The 22229-nt window shown below is 72.6% G+C and carries 24 protein-coding genes; 15 read left to right on the top strand and 9 right to left on the bottom strand.

Annotation, left to right across the window (positions count from 1 at the left end):
- Positions 1 to 280: 280 nt before the first annotated feature.
- The 3 genes from KZQ38_RS34990 to KZQ38_RS34980 are packed head-to-tail and all read left to right on the top strand — an operon-like array spanning position 281 to position 3785.
- The gene (locus KZQ38_RS34990; RefSeq protein WP_219448322.1) at positions 281 to 1858 is read left to right on the top strand and encodes a coiled-coil domain-containing protein; all 1578 of its coding nucleotides are present in this window, start codon (positions 281 to 283) and stop codon (positions 1856 to 1858) included.
- Positions 1855 to 2670 carry a hypothetical protein gene (locus KZQ38_RS34985; RefSeq protein ID WP_219448321.1) on the top strand — a complete coding sequence of 272 codons (816 nt, stop codon included), beginning with the start codon at positions 1855 to 1857 and terminating at the stop codon, positions 2668 to 2670. Before KZQ38_RS34990 ends, KZQ38_RS34985 begins: the two co-directional genes overlap by 4 nt.
- On the top strand, positions 2667 to 3785 hold the full coding sequence (locus KZQ38_RS34980) for a hypothetical protein (protein ID WP_219448320.1): 1119 nt from the start codon (positions 2667 to 2669) through the stop codon (positions 3783 to 3785). The genes KZQ38_RS34985 and KZQ38_RS34980 overlap by 4 nt, the downstream gene beginning before the upstream one ends.
- A 240-nt stretch (positions 3786 to 4025) precedes the next feature.
- On the opposite strand, the gene KZQ38_RS34975 is transcribed toward KZQ38_RS34980, so the two are convergent.
- Complete coding sequence (locus KZQ38_RS34975) at positions 4026 to 5489, bottom strand: pentapeptide repeat-containing protein (RefSeq protein WP_257902951.1); 1464 nt, start codon at positions 5487 to 5489, stop codon at positions 4026 to 4028.
- A 10-nt stretch (positions 5490 to 5499) separates the two neighbouring features.
- Here KZQ38_RS34975 and KZQ38_RS34970 point away from each other — a divergent pair, with 10 nt between their 5' ends.
- The gene (locus tag KZQ38_RS34970) at positions 5500 to 5637 is read left to right on the top strand and encodes a hypothetical protein (protein ID WP_219448318.1); all 138 of its coding nucleotides are present in this window, start codon (positions 5500 to 5502) and stop codon (positions 5635 to 5637) included.
- A 41-nt stretch (positions 5638 to 5678) separates the two neighbouring features.
- On the opposite strand, the gene KZQ38_RS34965 is transcribed toward KZQ38_RS34970, so the two are convergent.
- The 5 genes from KZQ38_RS34965 to KZQ38_RS34945 all read right to left on the bottom strand — a co-directional run bounded on the left by KZQ38_RS34965 (position 5679) and on the right by KZQ38_RS34945 (position 7977).
- Entirely contained in the window at positions 5679 to 6122 is a 444-nt protein-coding gene (locus tag KZQ38_RS34965) for an AAA family ATPase (protein WP_219448317.1), read from the bottom strand.
- Between the two features lie 151 nt (positions 6123 to 6273).
- The gene (locus KZQ38_RS34960; protein WP_219448316.1) at positions 6274 to 7047 is read right to left on the bottom strand and encodes an RNA polymerase sigma factor; all 774 of its coding nucleotides are present in this window, start codon (positions 7045 to 7047) and stop codon (positions 6274 to 6276) included.
- A 134-nt stretch (positions 7048 to 7181) separates the two neighbouring features.
- Complete coding sequence (locus KZQ38_RS34955; protein WP_219448315.1) at positions 7182 to 7394, bottom strand: hypothetical protein; 213 nt, start codon at positions 7392 to 7394, stop codon at positions 7182 to 7184.
- Positions 7391 to 7657, bottom strand: a complete 267-nt coding sequence (locus KZQ38_RS34950; RefSeq protein ID WP_219448314.1) for a hypothetical protein — start codon at positions 7655 to 7657, stop codon at positions 7391 to 7393. Before KZQ38_RS34950 ends, KZQ38_RS34955 begins: the two co-directional genes overlap by 4 nt.
- A gap of 56 nt (positions 7658 to 7713) precedes the next feature.
- Positions 7714 to 7977: a hypothetical protein gene (locus tag KZQ38_RS34945; RefSeq protein ID WP_219448313.1), complete on the bottom strand. Its 264-nt coding sequence runs from the start codon at positions 7975 to 7977 to the stop codon at positions 7714 to 7716.
- A gap of 506 nt (positions 7978 to 8483) precedes the next feature.
- Here KZQ38_RS34945 and KZQ38_RS34940 point away from each other — a divergent pair.
- From KZQ38_RS34940 to KZQ38_RS34910, 7 genes are all read left to right on the top strand, one after another.
- Positions 8484 to 9356 (top strand): helix-turn-helix domain-containing protein, encoded by an 873-nt coding sequence (locus KZQ38_RS34940; protein WP_219448312.1) that lies wholly within the window; start codon positions 8484 to 8486, stop codon positions 9354 to 9356.
- Complete coding sequence (locus KZQ38_RS34935) at positions 9353 to 9610, top strand: DUF397 domain-containing protein (protein WP_219448311.1); 258 nt, start codon at positions 9353 to 9355, stop codon at positions 9608 to 9610. The genes KZQ38_RS34940 and KZQ38_RS34935 overlap by 4 nt, the downstream gene beginning before the upstream one ends.
- A 177-nt stretch (positions 9611 to 9787) precedes the next feature.
- Entirely contained in the window at positions 9788 to 10075 is a 288-nt protein-coding gene (locus tag KZQ38_RS34930) for a hypothetical protein (RefSeq protein WP_219448310.1), read from the top strand.
- 214 nt (positions 10076 to 10289) lie between these two features.
- Positions 10290 to 10523, top strand: a complete 234-nt coding sequence (locus KZQ38_RS34925) for a hypothetical protein (protein WP_219448309.1) — start codon at positions 10290 to 10292, stop codon at positions 10521 to 10523.
- 166 nt (positions 10524 to 10689) lie between these two features.
- A complete protein-coding gene (locus KZQ38_RS34920) occupies positions 10690 to 10893 on the top strand; it encodes a hypothetical protein (RefSeq protein ID WP_219448308.1) in 204 nt (67 codons plus the stop codon).
- A gap of 101 nt (positions 10894 to 10994) precedes the next feature.
- Positions 10995 to 11213, top strand: a complete 219-nt coding sequence (locus tag KZQ38_RS34915; RefSeq protein WP_219448307.1) for a hypothetical protein — start codon at positions 10995 to 10997, stop codon at positions 11211 to 11213.
- A 169-nt stretch (positions 11214 to 11382) separates the two neighbouring features.
- Positions 11383 to 13440 (top strand): M3 family metallopeptidase, encoded by a 2058-nt coding sequence (locus KZQ38_RS34910; protein ID WP_219448306.1) that lies wholly within the window; start codon positions 11383 to 11385, stop codon positions 13438 to 13440.
- A gap of 864 nt (positions 13441 to 14304) precedes the next feature.
- Here KZQ38_RS34910 and KZQ38_RS34905 read toward each other — a convergent pair.
- A complete protein-coding gene (locus KZQ38_RS34905; RefSeq protein ID WP_219448305.1) occupies positions 14305 to 15024 on the bottom strand; it encodes a TIGR02391 family protein in 720 nt (239 codons plus the stop codon).
- Positions 15025 to 15731: 707 nt separating this feature from the next.
- On the opposite strand from KZQ38_RS34905, the gene KZQ38_RS34900 reads away from it, so the two are divergent.
- From KZQ38_RS34900 to KZQ38_RS37395, 3 genes are all read left to right on the top strand, one after another.
- Positions 15732 to 15962, top strand: coding sequence for a hypothetical protein (locus KZQ38_RS34900; protein ID WP_219448304.1), 231 nt, complete (start codon positions 15732 to 15734; stop codon positions 15960 to 15962).
- A 212-nt stretch (positions 15963 to 16174) separates the two neighbouring features.
- Entirely contained in the window at positions 16175 to 17719 is a 1545-nt protein-coding gene (locus KZQ38_RS34895; RefSeq protein ID WP_219448303.1) for a pentapeptide repeat-containing protein, read from the top strand.
- Positions 17720 to 17876: 157 nt separating this feature from the next.
- The gene (locus KZQ38_RS37395) at positions 17877 to 18890 is read left to right on the top strand and encodes a tyrosine-type recombinase/integrase (protein WP_219448302.1); all 1014 of its coding nucleotides are present in this window, start codon (positions 17877 to 17879) and stop codon (positions 18888 to 18890) included.
- A gap of 1058 nt (positions 18891 to 19948) precedes the next feature.
- Here the strand turns inward: KZQ38_RS37395 and KZQ38_RS34885 are convergent.
- The gene (locus KZQ38_RS34885; RefSeq protein ID WP_219448301.1) at positions 19949 to 20302 is read right to left on the bottom strand and encodes a hypothetical protein; all 354 of its coding nucleotides are present in this window, start codon (positions 20300 to 20302) and stop codon (positions 19949 to 19951) included.
- Between the two features lie 78 nt (positions 20303 to 20380).
- A complete protein-coding gene (locus KZQ38_RS34880) occupies positions 20381 to 20836 on the bottom strand; it encodes a hypothetical protein (RefSeq protein WP_219448300.1) in 456 nt (151 codons plus the stop codon).
- A 618-nt stretch (positions 20837 to 21454) separates the two neighbouring features.
- On the opposite strand from KZQ38_RS34880, the gene KZQ38_RS34875 reads away from it, so the two are divergent.
- The gene (locus tag KZQ38_RS34875) at positions 21455 to 22207 is read left to right on the top strand and encodes a DEAD/DEAH box helicase family protein (RefSeq protein ID WP_219448299.1); all 753 of its coding nucleotides are present in this window, start codon (positions 21455 to 21457) and stop codon (positions 22205 to 22207) included.
- Positions 22208 to 22229: the final 22 nt, after the last annotated feature.

Genomic DNA, 22229 nt, shown 5'->3' with positions numbered 1-22229 from the left:
CACACCACGGCGGACCACCGCGAACGCGGCTGACACGCCCCACAACTCCACACGCGCGGCACACCGACCGCCAGGACGTCGACCACCACGTCGACACCGGCGAGTCACCGGAACCGCGCACCAGGTCTCTTCGAGAAGCCCCCTTGCCACCACCCGGCGAGGGGGCTTCTTCGCGTCCCAGTTATGGCGTTTAAACACTAGATCCGATTCATTACATTACTTACATTCGTTTGATAACATGAGTGAACGTAATGTTTGACATGTTTGGTATGATTTGGCCATGACGATGAGCCCGGTTGCCCCTCCGGTCGACACCTGGACCCTGGACGCGGCCCGCGCGGCGGTGCTGCGGGCCCTCTCCGACGCCCACGAGGCGGGCGCGGTCACCGACGACGCCGCCGAACGCTGGCGCGAGCAGGTCGAGCAGGTGGCCGACGTCGTCACGCTGCACACGCTGGTCGGCCAGCACGCGGCCCTGGACCAGCGCATCTGCCGCTACCCCGTGTGCTTCCACCCGCCGAAGCCCTACTCCGGGTCCGGCCGGCGGGCGAACTACTGCGAGGTGGTGCGCGACGGCAGCGGCCACGACGCGCACACGCCGCAGACCTCCCTGCGTGAACGTCGCCGCCTGGAGCGCGCCGCCGGCTCCGGTGTCGAGGTGGCGGTGGTCAAGCCCGCCGGGCCGGTGGAACCGGTCACCGCGGCCCGCCGGACGCTGCCCGAACGGGCCGCGCGCCTGGAGGCCGTGGTCCGAGACGCGGTCACCAGCATCAGCGGCGGCATCGAGGAGCTGAAGACGCTGGTCCGCACCATCGGCGACGAGGAGTCGCTGGTCGAGGAGATCGAGGCGATCCGGGAGCAGGCCGACACCAGGGTCAAGGACGCCGAGACCAGGGCCCGCGCCGCCGAGCGCCGGCTGCGCGAGGTCGAGGCGGCCGCGCAGGGCCTGGCCGGTCAACTGGAGGAGGCCAAGGGCGCGGCCGAGGAAGCCGACGAGACGTCGCAGCGCATCGAGACCGAGGCCCGCGAGGCCGCCGAGCGGCACGCGCGGGAGATCGACGCCGCGCACACCGCCGTGCGCACGGCGCACGACGAGGCGCAGGCGGCGATCGAGCAGGCCGCGCTCGACCTGGAGCAGCACAAGGCCGACCTCGACCGCGAGTACCGGCAGAAGCTGGACCAGTGGAAAGCCGACCACGACGCCAAGATCAAGGAGATCCGGGACGACGCCGACGCCAGGGCCAAGCAGGCCGAGGAGACGGCGTCGCACCGCGTCCGGCAGGCCGAGGACGCCGCGGCCCGCAGGGTCGAGCAGGTCGAGCACGACGCGGAGGCGAAGGTGGCGGCCGCCGAAGCCGACGCCGCCGACGCCCGCGGCGAGGTCGACCAGGTCACGCAGGAGATCCAGCGGGTCCGGGAGACCGCCGCCGCCGACCGGGCCACCGCCCAGGCCGCCCACGACCTGGCGGACAGCCTGCGCGCCGAGCTGAGGACCACCCGCGAGACGCTCACCGACCTGCGCGAACGTCTCGACACCCAGGCCGCCGAGCACCGCGCGACCGTCGACCGGGTCGAGCAGCGATACGAGAAGCAGCTCACCGACCTGCGGGAACGCCTCGACACCCAGGCCGCCGAGCACCGCCAGACGATCACCGCCCTGGAGACCCGGCACACCCGGCAGATCGAGCACGAGCGCGCGGCGGCCGAGGAACAGCGCGCGCGGGTCGACACCGCCACCCAACAGACCCTGGACGCGCTGCGAGCCCAGGTCCGAACCCTCACCGAGGCCCTGGACACGGCCCGGACCAGCGCGGACGCCACCAGTGGCGGGCCGGAGAAGAAGGGCGCGAAGCGATGAGCCGGACCGTGACGATCGCCGAGGAGGTGGCCGGGCAGCTCGGTGACGAGCAGGTCGCCCGGTTGCGCGGCCCGCAGTGGGCCCGCCGCGTGCAGTGCTGGGAGTGCGCGGAGTGGCTCGCGGCCGACGAGGACGCCGCCGTGCTGCTGCTGCGCGTGGCCGATCCGGAGAACACCGGCACCGGTGCCGGGGCGTCGTTCGTCCTGCACGTACACCCGTCCTGCCGGTCCTCGCAGGTCCTGGAGCTGACCCGGGACCAGATCGCGGCCCGTGCGGCCGCCGCGCCGACGCACCGGGACGACGACCCCGGGCAGGTCGACGTCGTGGCCACCGTGTTCGACACCGGCCGTGGTTCCGCGTTCCCGGTGGTGATGCTCAGCTATCGCGCCGACCTCATCGCGGACCGGCCCGGCGCGGACCGCGTCGACCTGCTGGCCGGCGAGCTGCTCCGGATCGGGTGGCACCCGATCCGGAGCCTGGACGAGCCCCCCGCGGCCGGTCCGGCCGGGTACCGGCTGCGGTTCCGGCACGACGAGCCCCACGCCGCCGCGCCGGGCGTGCTGGAGGTGCTCGACCCGCACGGGCGGGTCGAGACCGTGGCCACGGTCGACCCGGCCCGGCTGTGGCGGCCCGCGGTGGTCCGCACCGGACGGTGCGCGCTCATCCAGGGCAGCCAGTACCTCACCGACTGGGCCGCGCGCGGCCGGGCCGGGGTGAAGCGCGCCGTGCGCGCCGGCCTGTTGGTCGGCGGGTCCGTGCCGGTCCACCTGCACGGACCCGGCAACGCCGTGCGCGGGTCGGTGTACCGGTGAGCCTGACCGGCCAGCTCCACCACGGCGAACTGGGCCGCTGGTGCGAGACGACGTTCACCGGCACCGCCAGCGTGGTCAACCACGTGCGCACCGTCGCGGCCGCGGGGGGACCACCGGTCCGCCCGGTCGGCGCCGTCGGCGAGGACCACTGGGCGGACGTCGGCGGCGCGGCCGGCCAGCGCCTGGCCGACCTGGTCGACCCCGCCCCGCCCTACGGCGCGATGCTCGGGATGATCCGCGCTGGCTGGCTGTCCTGGCCCCAGGCCCACGCCCAGGCCGCCGCCTACCCCAGCCACGCCCGACTCCCCGCCCCGCAGCGACGCCGGGCGCTGGCCCTGCGCCGCACCCCCGACGGGTGGATGGACCTGGGAACCGCCGAGCACCGCGACCCGGTCGACCCCCACGCCGAGGCGGTGATGGTCGACCTGCTGGAACGCACCCGCGCCTACCAGGCCGCGCACGCCCCCCACGGCCGGTGGGGCGCCTCCCCCGGCGTCGAGGCGGGCCTGGCCCGATCGGCGTGGGTCCTGGGCGTGTGCGAGGGCGTCTACCGCTCCGGCCGCGTCGACCCGCGGCTGGCGTCGGTGCTGCGCGCCGGCGGCGGCGTCGCCGAGCTGCGCGCCCTGGCCCCCGACACGGCGGTGGCCGACCTGGTCGACCTCGCCGCCCGCGCCCGCCACGCGCGCCTGGTCGACAAGCTGCGCGCCACCGGCCACCCCGACGGTCGCCACGACCTCCGCGCACCGCTCGGCGTGGCCGCTCCCGTGCTGGTCCCCGGATGGGCCGACGGGGACCTGCTGGCCGGCACACCCGAGACCACCATGCTGATCGACGTCAAGACCGTCCTCACCCTCGGCGACCCGCGGCGGGTGGCCCGATGGTGCTGGCAGATCCTCGCCTACGCCTGGCTGGACACCCTCGACCTGCACCACATCCGGTCGGTGGCCCTCTACCTGGCCCGCCACGGCACCCTGGTGACCTGGAGCGCCCGCACCCTGGCCGGCGCGCTGCTGGGCAACAACAACCCGGAGTTGGTCGCCCGCGCCCGCGACGCGTTCCTGCAGACCGCCACCCGCGTCATCCGCGCCGAAGGCGGCACGTTCCCCATCGCATAGGAAGTCCGCGGTGACGCCGCACTGGTCCGCACGGGTTGCTTCGCCGACACGCCCGACGCCCACACCCGGACACGTGTAATAAAGCCACTTGTCGTTCGCCGGTGACGTGGCGGTTTCGCAGGTGACGTGACGGTCCCCGAGGGACTGGCCCGCCCTGCCGAGTTGGCGGTGCCAGCGGACGGAGTCTCACGCGCCGGCGACGCCGCCACCGGCACCCGCCTGCCCGGTCGCGGGTGGGGCTCAGCCGTCGGCGGGGTCGGTGGCCGAGTCCTGGACGCCCGACGGGAACGTCTCGCGGTCGACGTGGACCAGGCGGTGCCAGACACCCTCCAGGCCCTCGAGCGGACCGTGCTCGCTGGCGGGCTCCCAACCGCGCGGCCAGGTCGAGCGCTTTGGCACCGGATGGATGACCAACGCCTCGTCGAAGATGGCGTGCCCGGTGAACGTCGCCTCGCCGAACACGGTGTGCCCGGTGAACGTCGCCCCGTCGAACACGGCGTGCCCGGTGAACGTCGCCCCGCCGAACGTCGCCCCGTCGAACATGGCGTCCTCGGTGAACGATGCCCCGCCGAACATGGCGTGCCCGGTGAACGTCGCCCCGTCGAACATGGCGTGCCCGGTGAACGTCGCCCCGTCGAACACGGTGTGCCCGGTGAACGTCGCCCCGTCGAACACGGTGTGCCCGGTGAACCTCGCCTCGCCGAACATGGCGTCCTCGGTGAACCTCGCCTCGCCGAACATGGCGTCCTCGGTGAACGTCGCCCCGTCGAACACGGCGTGCCCGGTGAACCTCGCCCCGCTGAACATGGTGTGCCCGGTGAACCTCGCCCCGCTGAACTGGGTGTGGCGTGGTTGGCAGTGGCTTAGGTCGAGGTTGATGAGGGTGGCGCCGGTGAGGTCGAGGTCGGTGTCGGGCCAGAAGGTGTCCGCGGGGTGGTCGGGGTCGTTTCCGGGGTGCAGGTGGGTGGCGAGGATGCGTTGGGCGGTGAGCCGGACCTCGCGTTCCTGCACCTGCTGCTCGTGGCGGGTGCGGGTCGGCTCGTCGGCGTCGTCGGCGGGTGGGGCGCCCGGCACGGCGTACGGCATTCTGAGGTAGGCGCAGAGGACGTCGACCACGGTCTGGCGCAGCATGGGCCGGTCGAGGTTGTCCTGGGTGGCCAAGCGTTCCAGAGCGTAGAGGCCGCCGAGGCGGACCGGGGCCTTGTCCGAGCCCAACTGCTCGACGCCCTTGCCATACAGCTCGGTGACCCGGCGCGCGGCGGCGTCCCGCTCGGTCGCGGCGGCGACGCGTTCGGCGTGGGCCCGGTTGTGCTCGGCGACCTGCTCGGAGTGGGCCTGGACGCGGTCGCGCTGGGCCAGTTCGGCCTCGCGGTGGGCCAGTTCGGCGTGCCGTGCCCGCAGCTCCAGTTCCTGGGTGCGTTGCCGCCGTGCCGCGAGGTAGAGGGCGAACAGTCCGCCGCCGCCCACCGCGATCGAGGCCGCGAGCTTGACCGCGTCCAACTGCGCCGCGGCCCGGTCCTTCTGCCCCGGGTCGGCCAGTGCCAAGCCGTCGATCCACCGCCACAACAGCCAGCCCGCTGCCGCCGCCGCGAGCAGCACGACGGCGGCCACCACCGGCACCGTCCAGCGCGGCAACGGCTCCCGCTGCGACGGTGGTGTGGGTCGGGGTAACGGGTCGGGGTCCGTGGGACGGCCGGCGTTCATGGTGGAGATCATGGCCGCCGTCCCGCTTGTGCGTCCCGCACCACGCCGGGCCCCGCTGACACTGGAAGTTCCGCACCACGCCTACTGGTACCTCGTCGTCGACGGGTACGACGACGACATCACCGTCACGTTCCGGGAACTCGACTGACCTGCGGGATCGGCGCGCCGGGTCGGGGGTCTGCCCGCCGCTCAGGTACGCAGGTCGCGGACCTCGGCGAATCCTTCGCGGTGGAGCCGGTCCGGTGTGAGCGTCCGCACGGCACACCACATCCGCACCAACACCAGCGTCGGAACCCGCCTTTCCCGACCGCGGTTGCGACGCAGCGCAGTCCACAGAGGACACCGTAGACGGATCGCGACCGGCACCGCCCCGTGCGCGGCGGCCAGGACAAGCCATCGGGCACGATCCCGGCGGCGGGCGCCGGTGGCGTCGATCGTGACGTCCCGCCCGGCCGCCAGGTGCTCGGCGGCGCGCGACGCCACGAGATCGAACACGCGCGCCGAGACACCTTGGTCGTGTTCTCCGGCACCGATCTCGGCACGGGTCCGGTCGGTCGACAGCACCACGCCCAGGAGAGTGTTCTGCCTGCCGCACCACGTGGTCTTCCCCGTCGCGGGCGATGCGACCAACACCCTCAGCCGAACCACATCGGTGCCCTCTCCGTTCGCATCCAACGTTCACTCCGCAGTCCGAAGCCGACGACGATCGAGCATGGCCGCCTCTTGCCCGCGGCTGTTCGTGGTGGGCGCACAGCCACCTGTTCGTGGTGGGCCGGGGCGTGGATCACGCCACGCGGGCCGAGTGCGGGACGTGCAGGTGACCCGCGACGTCGCGCAGTTCGGCCAGCAGGCTCCGGCAGGAACCGCAGATCGGCAGGTGGCCGTGGACGACCGCGGCGGCGGGTCCGACGAGGCTGCGGCGGACCAACGTGCCCAGTCGTTCGACCACCGGTCGACACGCCGTGGCGGAAGCCGCGGCGCGATCGAGGTGGGCTTGCAGGTATGCCAGGCGCAGGCCCTCGCGGGCACGGTGGGCCAGCGCGGACACCCCGTTGGCGCTCAGCCCCAGCACCGGGGCGATCTGCGCCGGTGTGCGGCCCAGCACCTCCACCTGCCACAGCACCGTCTGCCAGCGCGGTGAAAGCCGGCCGAGCGCGGCCGCCAGCAGCGACCGCTCCAGTTCTCCGATCAACCGGCTGTCGTCGAACGGCACCCGCACCGCCGCCGGTGCGGCCAGCTCCAGGTCCTCGACGGTGTCGACACGGCCGTCCAGGCGCGCCCGGTCACGCAGGGCGTTGCGCACCACGGTGAACAGGTAGGCGCGGAAGCCCGCGTCGTCGGTCGGTCCGTGGCCGCGGCGCAGCGCGTCGAACACGCGGAGGAACGCGTCGGCGACCACGTCCTCGGCGTCGGCCGCCTGGCGTGCCTGCCGGCGGGCATGTGCGAGGGCGGCGGACCGGTGCAGCAGGTACAACTGCGCGTAGGCCGCGGTGCTGCCCGCCCGTACCCCGTCGACCAGTTCGTCGTCCTCGCGCGCCTGCTCGGGCGTCCGGGGCATGACGACCACACCTCTCCACTCGATCCGCAAAAAAAGGGGGGGCGGCACCCGATTCCGAGGGGGTCGGTGGAATCGGGTGCCGCGAAAGGAGGGGGCGCGTCCGGCGGGAGCGTCGCGCTGCCACACCCTCCGGGTCAGACTGGGTGGCCGCGCCGGCGCTCGGGGTTCACGTCCCACCCCGAGCCGTGCGTCCACCTGCTGCTCTCCGGACGCATGACGCCCGGTTTGGCAAGCCGCTGTTGCAACATCGCGGTCACCGCGGCCGGGTTCTCCTCCAGCGCCTTGAGCAGCGCTGCGGCCTGCTCCTCGGCGGGCATCTCGTCGAACTCCGCCAACCCGCCGTTCACGACGTCGTCCCGTCGTCGCGCTGCACCGGCGCGAGAGCCAGGCCCGCCAGGTCGACCAGCCGACCGGGTTGCCACACGAGCATCTCGCCCAGCAGCCGGCTCGGTTCCTCCGGCACGCGGAGCACCTCGGTGCGCAACCACGCGCACGGTCCGAACGTCGGCACCACGATCTTGTCCACCACGTCGGAGCGCCACCGGAACAACCCGAGCGCCACACCGCCGTTCCAGAACACCGGTGCGGGTCGGAAACCGTGGGCGCCCAACCGTTGGATGGTGCGGTCGCGCCCGGTGTGCGGTCTCGGCCGGGGCACGGCCGCGTTCACCGGGTCACCTCGTCGGTGGACGCCGTCGCCGCGGCCTCCTCGGCGACGAGCAGCTCGGCCGACTCGAACAGCGCCGCTTGGAGGCCGGCGCGCAACCGGCCGACTTCCAGGGGGCTCAGGATCAGCACCCCCAGAGGGGTTCGCAGTTCGACGCCACAGCCGCCTGATCTCGGTACCGGGATGATCACACCCCGGTACCCGTACTCGTCGCGGCACGCCACCTTGGTCCGCCGGGCGCGCCACCGTTCACGCAAGGTCATGACCGCCTCCGATCCGCTTCGGAGGGACGGACGGAACGGGCCGCGTCCCGCACGGCCCAGGCACCCGCCGCGAGGGCGAGCGCGAGCGCGGGCCAGTGGTGGACCACTGCCTGCCACATCCCCACCACCTCCAAGCCGTTGTCGGTGTGGAGGCGGGCCCCGCCCCAGGGGGAGATGGAGCGGGGCCGCCAGCACGTTGCGCGACCCCGGCTGACCGAATACCGGGCCGAAGCCCGAGCCGGGGGCGCTCCCCAGGGACCGGGACGGCCGCCCTCTGCCCCTGAGGGAGGATGAGCGGCACGTGTGGTCGGACATACGAGCCGCGCGAGGTCGACCGTCCCGGCCAACTGCGCCGGTACGGGCGATCCCGTCCGGCGTATGTAGACACTACAGTTAGGGAGTGTCTACAGGTACGCGCCCGTTTGGGTGGAGTCGTGCTACTGGGAGTGACGTCTGCTCTGTCGGCTCCCGGGAACGGCGCTGCCTGGCTATCGGAAGGGGTGAGGGTGGGAGAGCAGTCGGCGACACCGACGTTGTGTCGGCGCCGCGTGGCGATGGAGCTGCAACAGCTGCGAACGGCCCGAGGGCTGAAACTGTCCACGGTCGGCACGGAGTTGGGCTGGTCGAAGTCCAAGGCCGGGCACTTCGAGACCGAGGAGCGGCTGCCCTCCTACGAGGACCTGGAGAAGCTCACCAGCCTCTACCGCGCGCCCGAGGGACGGCTGGAGGTGCTGTGGCAGCGCGTCGGTATCGCCCAACGCCCCGGCTGGTGGGAGGACCAAGGCAGTCCCGACCAGTACGGTCCGGCCAACTTCGGCCGGTTCGTCGGCCTGGAGCAGGGTGCCGAGCAACTGCTGATCTGGGAACCGTTCGTGGTCTCCGGGCTGCTCCAGACCCAGGACTACGCCTGGGCGATCATCCGGGCGCTCAGCCCGGACCAACCCGAGGTCGTGATCGACGACCGCACCGCGCTGCGGATGCGTCGTCAGGCCGTGTTCGACGTCGCCCGGGTGCACGTCGTGCTCGGCGAAGGCGCGTTGCGTCTGCTGGTCGCGGACCCGGCCGTGATGCGGAGCCAGCTATCGCGCCTGGAGGAGCTGCTGGGGCACCCCAACATCACCATCCAGGTGCTGCCCTACTCCACAGGACCGCATCCCGGCCTGCACGGACCGTTCACCGTCATGGCCTTCCCCGACGACCCCCAACTCGCCGACCCGGGCGTGGTCTACCACGAGGGGCTGCTGCGCGCGTCCTGGTACGACACGTACCAGGAGGTCAAGCGCTACACCGAAACCTTCGCCGAACTCGCCGACAGGGCCGACAAACCCGACCACACGGCAGCCACCATCCACAAGGTCATCAAGGAGCTGTCGCAGTGAGTACCGCCAACCCCAACCCCGAAGGCGCCACCGGCAGCCCCACTGCCGCCGACTTCGCCGCAGCCCGATGGCGCAAGAGCAGCCGGAGTTCCACCGGCCAGTGCGTCGAGGTCGCCGTCCTCGACCACCACGGCCGCACCTACATCGGGGTAGGCGACACCAAGGCCCACGAACCCGATCACACGCCCGCCGAGGTGCTGGCGTTCCCCAGGGCACAGTGGGCCCGCTTCATCGCCAGCCAGCAAGAGCGCTGACCGACACGGCGACGACGGCCGCTGCTTCTCCAAAGAGGGCCGCGGCCGTCGCCTTCCCGCCGGGCGTCGTCAGGTGGACATCGGTCCCCAGCGCCCGTCGAGGCGTTAGGTTGCCTGAGGCGGGTCGGATACCGGATTATCCGGGTCGAACCCGATCTCCAGGTTGAGGGAGTGTCGATGCCGACCGTGCGTCCGCAGGCCAAGCGCCGTCGCGAGGACGGCCAGTGGGTCTACGACGCGCGCATCCCGGCGGAGGTGACGTTGGAGCAGGCGGCGACCGCGATGGCGCTGGTCGAGGGCGCGCCGACTCGGGCCCGGCTGGCGGCCGACGCGCTGCCCCGCGCGCTCCAGGGGATGGTGCGGCTTCTGTTGGCCGGTGAGACGGTCGCGCCGCCGCCGTCGCTGGTCGAGGCGTGGTGTGAGCGCCTGGTCGCCGCCGGCGTCTTCCCCGGCCCCGGCTCCTGACCCGCTCCCCGCGGCGACGATCTCCACTCTCGCGGCCCCGACCTGTCCAGGTCGGGGCCGTCGCGCGTCCGGGGGTCGGCTTCACCCAATCTAACTAGGGTTCAACCCTGGTTTTTCGGGGTTGAACCCTAGTTAGATTGGGTTGTCGGTGGACCCCGCCCGGCTTCCTTGGCCGGATCGGGCGGGGTCCTTCTCCCCTCACGAGGAGCAGGAGATGGGTACCAGGAGAACCACGGAGTTGACCACCGGGGACCGGGTGACCACCCCGGACGGCGGGCGGACCGGGATGGTGCGCCGCGTGCACGAGGGCGGTCCGATGGGCAACCAGCCCGGGCGGTCCGCCGTGCAGTTCCAGCGCGGGTCGGTCGAGGTCCACGACCCGGACACGGTCGGCGGGACCCGCCACTGGGTCACCGAGCCCGACGACGCCGAGTGGACCGTGCGGTGAGCGCCGGCCGCGTGACCGGGCCCGAGCAGCCCGACGCGGGCGAAGCGGCCGAGGGCCGCGCGCTCACCGACGGCATCACCGCCGACCAGGAGTCCGGCGACCTCTACGAGTAACCCCGCCCACCGGCCCGGCCGTGTGGGCGGGCCGCCCCCGAACGGAGAACACGATGACCACCTCCCGTCCCGGTGCTGCGGAACTGCGCGCCGCGCTCACCAGGGCTGGCAACGCCACCGGCGCCGACAAGGCCCGCGCGGTCTCCGACGCCGGCCGCCTCGGCATCGAAATCACCCGCGACGTCCAGCAGGCCGCCGGCCGCGACACGGCCAGGCAGTTCAGCGACGCCTTCGAGGACGAACTGCGCCAAGCCTGACCGGCGGACACGCCGGCCCGGCCGCGCACCACCACCCGGCGGGGTGCGTCCTGGATGATCGGGAGGCACCCCAGCCGTCGTCGCATCCCGGAGGCCCCGTCGTGGACACCCCCATCGAGGTCGGGCCCCGCGACGACGCGCCCTTCGGCATCACCGAGATCCGCGAGCAGGTGGCCGCCCTGCGCCTGGCGCACCCCGACAGCGAGCCCGTGCAGGACGTGCTCAACGTCGTCGACGCCATGCTCGCCCTGCACGACTGCGACCATCCGGAACCTCCCCGCCACGGCCTGGCCCCGGTCCTGCCCCTCCATCGCGCCTGACCGGCCCCCACCGGCCGCCCGTCGACGTCCACCGCAATGCCACCACCGCGGTCCGCGCCCCTCGCCTGCCCCGCGCTCGCCCCGCACTTTCCCCGCGCCGTGCGGCGAGGCTGACCTTCGCCCGTCTCGCCGACCCGGCGTACCGACGACTCCGACCCCGGAGGACACCGTGGACACGTCCACCACCACGCCCGAGCACGTCAACCCGTTGATGAACCCGTCCGCCTGGCCGTCCGCCTGGCCGTCCGGGTGGCCGCCGCTGCACCTGGTCGCCGACCACCACATCGAGCCCGCGGTGCGCGCCGGCATCCAGGCCCGCGCCGCCGAACTGGCCGCCGTGCGCGACAACCCCGAACCTCCGTCGATGGCCGATATCGTGGCCATCGAGCTGGCCCACGACCGGCTGTGGACGACCCGCCAGGTGTGGTCGGTGCTGTTCAAGACCGCCGCCACCCCCGCCCGCCGGGCGGTCGACGCGGTGGTGTCGCCGCTGCTGGCCGACGCCGACACCGCCGCCTGGCTCGACCCCGCGCTGGCCGCCCGGGTCGCCGAGGTCCACGGCCGCCGCGACGAACTGGGCCTGAACCCCGACGACGTCCGCCTGCTCGACCGCGTGCACCGGCAGTTCCGCCGCCACGGCGCCCACCGCGACCCGGCCGCGCGGGAGCGGCTGCGGGAGCTGACGACCCGGGCCGACGAGGTGGGCGCCGAGATCGAGGCCCGCCTGGCGGGCGCGCTCGACGCCGCCGCGGTGCACGTCATCGACCCCGCCGAACTGGAGGGCCTGGACGACACGGAGCTGGCCCGCGCCGTCCGAGCCGCCGCCGACCACGGCCTGGCGGGGTGGCTGCTGCCCCTGGCCGCCACCACTGTCCAGCCGGTGCTGGCGCACCTGGCCGACCCTGGGCTGCGCCGCCGTGTCCACACCGCCTCCACCACGCGCTGCTCCCGAGGCGACGAACACGACACCCGCGAGCTGGTGGTGGAGCTGCTGCGGTTGCGCGCCGAACGAGCCGACCTGCTCGGCTACCGGCACCACGCCGACTACGTGCAGGAAGTCCAAACCGCCGGATCGGTCGACGCGGTGCGCCGGCTGCTGCACGAGCTGGCCCCGCACGCCGTGCGCCTGGTCGCCGACGCCGACGCCGCCCTGCCCACCGGCGGCCGGCAGGTCACCGCGTGGGATCGGCCACGCCTGGCACACCTCGCCGAGCGAGTCCGCACCGGCGAGGACGACGGCACACACGGCGTCGACGCCCGCGACCACCTCTCGTTCGACACCGTCCTGCACGGCGTGCGCGACGTGCTCAGCGACTTGTTCGACGTGTGGTTCCGCGAGCGCAGCGACCTCGCCGCGCACGTGCCCGACGCCTGGGTATGGGAAGCCGTCGACAGCGACGACCAGCACCTGGGCCTGGTCCTGGTCGACCCCTACCGGCGCCCCGGCAAACGCCCCGGCGCGTGGACCACCGAGATCGTCGCCCAGTCCGGGCTGCTGCGCCGACGCCCCGTCGTCGCCCTCAGCCTCAACCTCCCCGAGCCCGACTCGACGCTGTTCGGGGACGTGCTGCTGACCCCGGCGCAGGCCGCGCAGGTGTGGCACGAGATGGGCCACGTCGCCCTCGCCATGCTCTCCAACGTCCACTACCCCGGCGACGCCGGCCACGCCCGCCTGCCCTGGGACATCGTCGAGGTCCCGTCCGTGGTGGTCGAGACCTGGGCAATGGAGCCCGACGTGCTGCTCGACTACGCCCGCCACCACACCACCCGCGACACCATCCCCGCCGCCCTCGCCGACCGCCTGGGCGCCGCAGGCCCGGCCCGCGGGCTCCAGCTCCACCAGGACGTCGCCGCCTCGCTGGTCGACCTGGAGCTGCACAGCCTCACCCCCGACCAGATCCCCAGCGCCGACGAGCTGGACGCGTTCGCCGAGCGGGTCCTGGCCGAGGTCGGCCTCGACGCCGTCGACGCCCCGCTGCGCTACCCGCTTCCCGCCTTCCGGCACGTGCTGGTCGGCGGCTACGACGCCTCCTACTACAGCTACCTGTGGGCCGACGTCCTGGCCGCCCAGATCCACGGGCACCTCGGGCCGATCGACGTCCCCGCCGGCGAACGCCTGCACGCCGTCCTCGCGCAGGGCAGCGCCCGGCCCGAGCTGTACCTGGGCCTGGCCGGCGGTCGACTCGACCCCCGTCCGCTGCTCGCCCGACTCGGCGCGACCACGTAGCACCGCCGACCTGCTGTTCCCCGGCTGGGGCCGCCACGCGCGGTCCCAGCCGCCGCGTCTCTACCGCCCCGGCCGGAACCGCCGCCCGCGCAGCACAATGTGATGCTCATGATTACCTCAGTGTTGACCAAAATTACGCGGCACCGGCGACAACCGCCGGTGCCACACCACCTAGCCCTGCCGGGCCTGTCCGGCAGGGGCGATGCTGACCGGCCCGAGGTCCAGCCGAACCGGGGCGACCAGCATCAACGTGACGAGCAGACCCGCCACGACGACCAGGACCAGGACCAACCTCAGCGTGCCCGGCCACGTGCCGAGCTGGCGGAGGACCGTCCGACCTGGGGATTCGCCGCGACCGATCGGAGCCTGCCGGTCGTCGCACACAGGTGTCGCGTCGGCGCACCGACAGGTGCCGCGGCGGCGGGGTCGACCTAATCTCATTCTCGCGTCCTCGAATCGTTGATCGGTGAACGCGGGGCGACCGGACCTTCCTGAACCGGTTGACACCGGCCGCCCCGCCGGTACCCGGAGACGCGACCGACCGGCCCGTTGCAGCGGGTCCGGATGGCAACGGGCGGCTCCCTCGCGGGGCCGCCCGTTGGCGTTGTGCCAGGTACCGGAGTCGACGCTAAGGCCGGCGCGCGCGGTGACGCAGGGTGGTGGCGTCCGGCGGTCCCCGTCCCACGGTAAGCGGTCAACGGTGTTCGGCCGGGCCGATGACGATCGTGCCCACCCGACGCTCGTGAGCGTATTTCCCCTGGTGGCAGGCCGAAGTGCGCCCGCGACGGGGATGACGGTGGGCCACGCGTGCGATCGACCGGTCGCGGTCGCGGCCGCTGCCCCGCGGTGCCCGTGGAGGGCGGGTCATCGTTCGAGGGTGGCTGTGTCGACCCAGCGTGCGAGGACGCTCAGGGCGGCGAGTTGTTCGAGGGCCTGGTCCTCGGTGAGGTCGCCCTTGGTGTGGGCGACGGGGTTGCGGATGGCCGCGTAGCAGCCTTCTGCGAAGCATCGCACGCCGCGGTGAACGCTGGAGAAGGTCTTGGAGCCGTCGTCGGGCAGGACCCGCAGGCGCGGCTTGCCGGGCTGGGCCGGGTCGACGCTGAACGCCTGGTTGAACAGGTCGGTCTCGGAGATGTCGCGACGGTCGACCTTGTTCTGGGTCTCGGCGTTGAGCTTGACGCAGGCCGCGTGCACCGCCTCCCGGTAGTGGCCGCTCTGCCAGAGCGAACGCGCTCCCTCCCAGATCCAGGGGTGCAGGCGGGCGGCGTCGAGTTGAGGCGCGTTGTCGCCCAGCCTCTCCCGGATCTCGTCCTGCCGACGCAGGGCCGTCCGCGCGCGTTGGGCGGCTTCGATGTGCTGGCACCAGCGGTTGACCGACTTGTTCCGGCTGTCGGGCACCTCCGTGCGCCAGTTCGGCAGGACCCGGTCCAGGATCTGCTCGACCACCTGCGCCGACGCCACGATCTCCTCGAGCCGGCCCCGGTTGCCCTTGGCGGCGCCCATGAACCCCGCGTACGGCTGGAGTTCCGCGAGCGTGAGAAAGCCGTCCAGTTCCTGCATCGCCCAGGTGGTGTCCATGGTCATGAGCGCCATTGTGCGCCGTTTCCCGGGCGGGCGGAAGCGCGGTCCGGGCGTGTCGAAACAGGCCCACGCCCGGACCGGCTCGCCTTTGACGCGCCGAGATTACCCGGCTATTCTTCGGTTGCGCGACGACCTGCCAGGAGGCACCCTGGTCAGGCCATCGGGCTGGGTTCGGTTACGCGCCGAGCGCCCAGTCCCAGCCGTGGCCCTCGGCCAGTTTCGCCAGCTCGTGAAGGAGGCGGGCGAGGGCGCGAGCGGCTGAGCACCAGCGTGTGAAGCGTCGCATGCGAGTCCTTTCGCTAGTGATGTCAGAGATCAGGGTCGACCCTCCCGCTTTTCCCGGAAGGGTCGACCCTCCCCGCTTTCAAAGAAAGTCGGGGAGGTGGTCCAGTATAGCGCGCGCGAAACCCCCGCCCCTGCGGGTATTCACGAACCGAGTTATCTCGGTAATTCTTTCCGCGCGGAGCCTGGCGCTTTTGTGAGTGTTCCTGTGCCATTCGACGGCCGACCGAGTGCGGGTGTGCTCCGCGCAGGGCTTTGATCAGCGGCTTCGCAGGCCCGTGGCGGGCCCGCGGTGCGGACGCGTGCGCCTGGCAGGCCGCGCTCTACCGGGGTGCGCGGTGACTCGGAGTCGGGGCCGGCCGTGAGCGGCCGGGTGGAGCGGAGCGAACCTGCGGGTGTGATCGCCTCAGGTGGCTAGGCTCTGCCGCATGGCTTCGTCACTGCACACCCTGGAGCTTCGGATCCAGGCGCTCGAAGCCCGTCTCGGGGAGATCGAGACCGGGTACGGGTCGAGCCTCTACGACCTGCGCAGGTCCAGCGTGCGCACCGACCTGCGGCTGGCCAGGCTGCTGGACCACTTCGGAGTGCCCGACGTGACCGACGCCGAGGTGGACCAGGTGCTGGACGAGGTCGAGGACTCGGACCCGGCCGAGGAGTAGCCGGTCGGGCCGGTGCCTGGGGCGGTCCGCCGCGGTGCCGGCCTCGGACTTCGCGGGTATCCCGACGGACTCCGGGCAGGGAGGCGACGGCCCGGTGTAGCGCCGCCGGGCGCAGGGTCGATCGTGACGGGTCGCCAGGTGGTGGGGCCCGTTCGGGTGCACCTGTCGCGGACCCGTCGGACCGGGCGCGGGTGCCGGGCAGGATCTGCGGCGTGCCTGACGACCGCGTTCCCGCCGCCTCTTTACCCGTCGATCCGCCGGTGCGGCGGCCGCCGCTGCCCCGCTGGGTGATGCCGGTGGTGGCCGTGGTCCTGCTCGCGGCCGCCGGCACGACCGGGTGGCTGTTGTGGTCGTGGATCGAGGGCCGGGGCCTGGCCGACGTGGACCGGAGGACGACCGCGCAGTTGGACGCGGTGAAGATCGCCGCGTCGGTCGCCGCAGGCGGTGGCGCGCTGTTCGCCCTGTACCTCGCCGCGCGGCGGCAGCGCACCCAGGAACAGGAACTCGACCATCGGGAACGCGCGCAGGCCGCCACCGAGCACGACGCCGCCGCGCGCCGGGTGACCGAGCTGTACACCGCGGCCGCCGAACAGTTGGGATCGGACAAGGCCCCGGTCCGGCTGGCCGGCCTGCACGCCCTGGAACGTCTGGCCCAGGACAACGAGCGCCCCGCCTACCTGCGGCAGACCGTGGTCGACGTGCTGTGCGCCTATCTGCGGATGCCGTTCACCCCACCCGGCGACCCCCCTGACGACCAGGCCGACGACACCGCCCGCGCCCGACACGACCAACGCCGCCAGGAACAACAGGTCCGCCTCACCGCCCAACGCATCCTGCGCGACCACCTCCGCCCCCGCACCGACACCGACCACCCCGCCGACACCTTCTGGCCCGACACCGACCTCGACCTCACCGACGCCACCCTCGTCCAGGTCGACCTGTCCAACTGCCACATACGCAACGCCCAATTCGGCGGGGCGTCGTTCGCCGGGCATACCGGGTTCGACGGGGCGTCGTTCGCCGGGCCTGCCGGGTTCGACGGGGCGTCGTTCGCCGGGCGTGTCTGGTTCAGCGGGGCGTCGTTCGCCGGGGAGGCCGAGTTCGAGGGGGCGTCGTTCGCCGGGCCTACCGCGTTCAGCAAGGCGTCGTTCGCCGGGCCTGCCGGGTTCAACGGGGCGTCGTTCGCCGGGGAGGCCGTGTTCCGGGGGGCGTCGTTCGCCGGGCCTGCCGGGTTCAACGGGGCGTCGTTCGCCGGGCATACCGCGTTCGGCGGGGCGTCGTTCGCCGGGCCTGCCGGGTTCAACGGGGCGTCGTTCGCCGAGAGTGCCTATTTCGGCGGGACGTCGTTCACCAGGAAGGCCGACTTCCGGGGGGCGTCGTTCGCCGAGGCTGCCTGGTTCAACGAGGTGTGGTTCGCCAACGGTGCCGGGTTCATCGGGGCGTCGTTCGCCGGGGAGGCCGGGTTCAGCGAGGCGTCGTTCGCCGGGGAGGCCGAGTTCGCGCAGGCGTCGTTCACCGGGCCTGCCAGGTACGGCGAGGTCTCCCCTGCGGGCGTCGACTTCCGTGGCGCGTCGGTCGCCCACCCGCTGTCGCCTGAGTCGATGTGGCCGCCGAGGTGGCGGCCTGCCGACGAGCACCAGCCCGTCGACGACCGCGAGGGGACCTGGCACCGGCTCATCCGGATCGACGACCACCCAGCCCCGGAACCCCCGGACGCCCCGCCCGGCGAACCATCGCCGGTGCGCGGCCCGCGGTGACCCTGCCTGGAGCCACCCGCGTCGCCGCCGCCGAGCCTGGTTGTCAGATAATGGCGTATTATCTGACAAAAGCGCCCGCGCGGGTCGCCGGCCCCGCTGGTGGCCGGTTCCGGGCGGCGCACCTTTCACGCGTGTTATCTGACAAAGGGGGGTCCGGGTGGCCGAGGACCGACACCTCCACGCCGTCGCCGACCCCGGCGCCGGGGTGTCCACCGCCGAGGCGCTGGCGTCGTTCCTGCGGCACCTCGCCGCCCGACGCGGCCGGTCCGGGCGGATCACCTCCCCGGAGACCGTCCGCTCCTACACCTCCGCCCTGCCGGTCGCGTTCGCCGGCATCGCCGACGTGACCGACCTCGACTCCCCCGGCCCGACGCGCGAGCGGCTGCACGCCAACGTCCGCACCGCGTGGGGAGCCAAGGCGCCGTCGACGTTCAACGCCAAACGCGCCGCCGTCGCCTCCGCGGCGGCCTACTTCGCCGAGCGGGAGTGGATCGGCGACGCCGCCGCGGTGCTGCGCGGGCTGCGCCGCGAACACCAGCCCAAGCCCGACGGCGAGCGGGTGCGCGACCGCGCCGCGATCGACCGGCTGATCGGCGACCGCCGGTGGCCACTGGAGGACCGCACGCTCTGGTCGATGCTGTACGCCACCGCGGCCCGCTCCGAGGAGGTCCTGCGCCTGGACGTCGAACACCTCGACCGCGCCAACCGCCGCGCCCGCACGATCCGCAAGGGCGGCAAGCACGACACGCTGCTCTACGACGTGCGCACCGCGCGGATGCTCGGACAGTTCCTCGGCCGCCGCCGCACCGGCCCGGTGTTCCTGTCCACCCGGACCGCGCCCGACGACGGCACCGTCCCGGCACACGACGTCGACCCGGCCAGCCGACGCCGGCGGATGACCTACCGCACCGCCGAGCGGCACCTCGGAGCCGCGACGAAGGGATGGGACCCGCACGACCTGCGGCACTCCCGGCTCACGCACGCCGGCGAGGACGGCGCCACCGAGGCCGACCTGATGAACCTGTCCGGGCACGAGGACCGCCGCACCCTCCAGCGCTACCTCACGCCCTCCAAGGAAGGCACCCACCGCCGCCTGGACGAGATCGACGCGCGCCGCCCGGAGCACACGCCCGACGCCGCCGAACTCGCCGCACGGATGGCCGGTCGCTGAACCGGCACCGGCCGGCGGACACGGCGCACGCCTGCCGTCTGCGGACGACCTGCCGGTCCGGCTTTCCGCGGACCGGCCTTCCCATAGGAACGTGCCGACATCACCGCCGAGCGCGGTAGCCGGCGGCGGGCGGCACCGCGTGGAAGGCGCCAACGATCAGCCGACCCGCGCGACCAGGAGTCTGGACGCGGCACGCGCGGCGAACCCACAGGTGATCTACACGGTGATCCCTGGGATCAACAGAACGGCCTGAGGCATCCGCGTCGCAGACCTTGCAGAGTGGGACAACCCAGGCGGCCGCCCCCGACGCCCCTGAAGCCGCCCGCAGGCCCGGGGCAAACCTCGACACCCGACACGAAGAGTTGGGTTGTTGCAGGTCAAGGCGCCTCTGCGCGACGTCTCTACTCTTAGAAGAGAGGAACCGGAGATGCACCTCTACCCCCCGCTTGATCACGGGGGGTGAGCTACGCTACGATTCCTCGTCAGCGCGCCTGTTACAGCAGGAGCGCTACGGGCACCGCGAGCGGTGGTCTTCAATTGCTTTCTCGGCGATTCGAAGGCTAGCCAACTCAACTCGGTGCGTCAAGTCAACAGCCCCAGCTCAGGAGGTCCGACGACACGCGTTCCCCGAGGGCGCAGGGGGACATATCCCTCTGCGCCGCGGTGCTCCACCTACATCAGGATGTGGAGTAACCGATGTACGACAACGAAAGCACGCCCGAGTACGCCCAGACGGCAGACTGCGGCGTCTGCCAGACGACGATCAAGATCGTCTCCGACGCGGGCGAGTGGAGGACCCAGTGCGGGCACCGGACCTGGCGCAGGCGGCCGCGACACACCAGTCGTCCGCCCCGCACCAGTCGCTAAGGCCCAACGCTGCACCGCCGGTCCGCCCTTCGGGGCGGACCGGCTCCACTACGCGTAGAACCGCGAGGCCGTCCTCGCCAGGTCGCGTGCCCCCTCCCCCCGACGTGAGGCACTCCTGCCTCGGCACACCGGGTCGTATTCCTACGCGTGGGGCGGGACACCCGACCGTCGTCGGGGTCCGCGCCGTGCGATCACTCGGGCGGCAGCAGCCGTTCGACCGCGAGCGCCAGGCGCTGGACGACTGCGGCACGGTTCTGCCCGGTGGCCTCGGCCAGCCAGTCGATCAACAGGCCCTCGACGAGCAAGGTGACCCCGGCCTGGCGGGAGCGCACGTCGGCATACCAGGCCAGCGTCTCGTCCAGGACCCGCGCGTCCTGCGCCGAAAGCCGCGTACGGAGCCGTACCCGCACGGACTCGGGCTGGTTGACCTGGTTGACCTCCGCGACCAGTCCTCCGCGAGCGTGCGCGACGACGGCCGCGGCACCGACGATGGTCCCCCCGCACCGGCCACGCGACCGTCGTCGGAGCCCGATCGTCGTCGCCACCACGTCATGGCCCCACCGTAGGGCCGGACACGCGGAAAGCCCGGCACGTCGAGGGAGCGAGCGTGCCGGCCCGCGGCCTCACCCCGACCGGCCACCACCGGGAAGCAGCGCCTGGTATGAGGTCCGCACGACCATGAAGTACGGCTCGCCGTTGCTCGCCAGCAACACCGCCTCCAGCACCCGCCTGAGGGACGCGGACGACAGCCCGGCCGCGTCCCGCTCCAGGCGCACCGGCACCCCAGCCGCCCACCCCGCCGCCAACGCGACCAGACGCTCATCCTGACCGGTCAAGACGTCCAGGTTCTCGTGTCGGGCCAGGCGCTCCCAGTCCCTCACGAACGCCCCCAGCTCCGTACGGCCGGACAGGTGTGTACCAACCCGGATCTCCACGTGCCCGGCGAAGTCGCCCCGACCGGGCAACGCGGTGAACGTGAGCAGGTGGACCGCGGCGTGCACCCCAGCACTGCCGACCGTGTCCGCGCCCGTGAGCAGCAGGTGGCACAGCTCGTCACGGCCGTAGCCCCGGGCATCCACGAGGCGAGTGTGACGCCGAACCCCCGCCCCGGCAGGACGAACGGCAACGGCACTCGCGTGAAACGCGTTGATACGACTCGTTGAATGCCCCTTATAAGACGAAACCTCGGAAGTTCACCGTGGCTGAAGGCTTCTCGGCCGGAACACCGGCCGAACTGCCTGCCGCTTAGCCGCCCATCGTCACACCTGCCGATGTGACGCTTTCGGTCGATCTTGTGTCAGCGGCCTCTCGGTTCAGTACGGCTTATCCGCAACCTGGAGTGCCAGTCGCGTCGGCCCTGCACCGGCCTGCGCTGTGGTTCTCGTCGTGACCCCTGGACGCCAGCGACCCGCACTGTGCCAGGGCTGCCCGCCTTGATCTCCCACAGCCGGTGAACACTACCCACTTCCGCAGTTCTGCGGTTGCTTGGTCACTCGATCGCGGCTTGTGGCCGAGCACAGTTTTTCATCACAATTATCAGTGTGAGGAAAAACGCAACGGTGCGGGCCGGTGCTCCGGTGAAGCGCGAGTGCGTGCGCTGCGGGACGTCGTTCGGGGTGCGGCTGTCCGGGCCTGGCCGGACGATGAGGTACTGCTCGCGGGCGTGCCAGCAGGCCGCGTACCGAGCGCGGCACGCAATGCCAGTCGAGGAGCAGCGGCGCGAGGTCGAGGCCGCGCTGCGCGAGCTGGGGTTGCGCATGGCCTCCCTCGGGGTGGACGCGATCACAAAGGACAAGCTGCCCGCAGTGACCCGGCAGGTCCGCGCGCTGTTGGACGTGCTCCCGCCGACTCCGAGCACTGCTGGCGGTGCGGTGGTGGCACCTGTGCGCACCGCACTGCAGGCCGTGGTCCATGCTGAGCCGGTCACCGTTCCCCGGCAAGCCGAGCGAGTCGAGGCACCGGTGGCGACGGACGTGGAGCCGCTGGTTCCGGACGTGTCCGAGGTCGACGTGACGCTCGCCGAGCCAGACGACGACCCGGCACCCGATGCGCTGTTCCCCGAGCCCGGTGCTCGGCCTGCGGCTCCAGCCTCGCTGGTCGGTGGCTTGAGCCCGACCGGGGAGCAGACTGCGATCATCGAGGCGTGCGCGGCAGGGAAGGACCTCGTGATCGAGGCCGGCGCAGGTACGGGCAAGACCTCCACGCTGCGCCTCGCCGCGCTCCAGATGCCAGCACGCCGGCGCGGCATCTACATCGCGTTCAACCGGTCCGTCGCCAACGAGGCCAAGAAGAAGTTCCCGCGCAACGTGCTGTGCTCCACCGCGCACGCCTTGGCGTTCGGGGCGCTGGGCAGGCAATACCGCCACCGCCTCGACGCGCCGCGCCTCCCGGCCCGCGAGGTGGCCAAGATCCTGCGCATCGCCGGCGACCTGGAGGTCACCACCTCCTGAGACCGGCGGACGTTGTCGCCGT

Origin of the sequence: Saccharothrix obliqua (genome assembly GCF_019375475.1) — a bacterium.
Lineage (GTDB): Bacteria > Actinomycetota > Actinomycetes > Mycobacteriales > Pseudonocardiaceae > Actinosynnema > Actinosynnema obliqua.
This window is presented reverse-complemented; position numbering and strand designations above follow the sequence as displayed.

Bases quoted from the DNA above. Each gene is read 5' to 3' on its own strand.
- KZQ38_RS34985 (WP_219448321.1), top strand. From the start codon at position 1,855: ATGAGCCGGACCGTGACGATCGCCGAGGAGGTGGCCGGGCAGCTCGGT.
- KZQ38_RS34930 (WP_219448310.1), top strand. From the start codon at position 9,788: ATGCCGACCGTGCGTCCGCAGGCCAAGCGCCGTCGCGAGGACGGCCAG.
- KZQ38_RS34990 (WP_219448322.1), top strand. From the start codon at position 281: ATGACGATGAGCCCGGTTGCCCCTCCGGTCGACACCTGGACCCTGGAC.
- KZQ38_RS34905 (WP_219448305.1), bottom strand. From the start codon at position 15,024: ATGACCATGGACACCACCTGGGCGATGCAGGAACTGGACGGCTTTCTC.
- KZQ38_RS34900 (WP_219448304.1), top strand. From the start codon at position 15,732: ATGGCTTCGTCACTGCACACCCTGGAGCTTCGGATCCAGGCGCTCGAA.
- KZQ38_RS34920 (WP_219448308.1), top strand. From the start codon at position 10,690: ATGACCACCTCCCGTCCCGGTGCTGCGGAACTGCGCGCCGCGCTCACC.
- KZQ38_RS34970 (WP_219448318.1), top strand. From the start codon at position 5,500: ATGGCCGCCGTCCCGCTTGTGCGTCCCGCACCACGCCGGGCCCCGCTG.
- KZQ38_RS34875 (WP_219448299.1), top strand. From the start codon at position 21,455: ATGCCAGTCGAGGAGCAGCGGCGCGAGGTCGAGGCCGCGCTGCGCGAG.
- KZQ38_RS34975 (WP_257902951.1), bottom strand. From the start codon at position 5,489: ATGAACGCCGGCCGTCCCACGGACCCCGACCCGTTACCCCGACCCACA.
- KZQ38_RS34960 (WP_219448316.1), bottom strand. From the start codon at position 7,047: ATGCCCCGGACGCCCGAGCAGGCGCGCGAGGACGACGAACTGGTCGAC.
- KZQ38_RS34925 (WP_219448309.1), top strand. From the start codon at position 10,290: ATGGGTACCAGGAGAACCACGGAGTTGACCACCGGGGACCGGGTGACC.
- KZQ38_RS34945 (WP_219448313.1), bottom strand. From the start codon at position 7,977: ATGACCTTGCGTGAACGGTGGCGCGCCCGGCGGACCAAGGTGGCGTGC.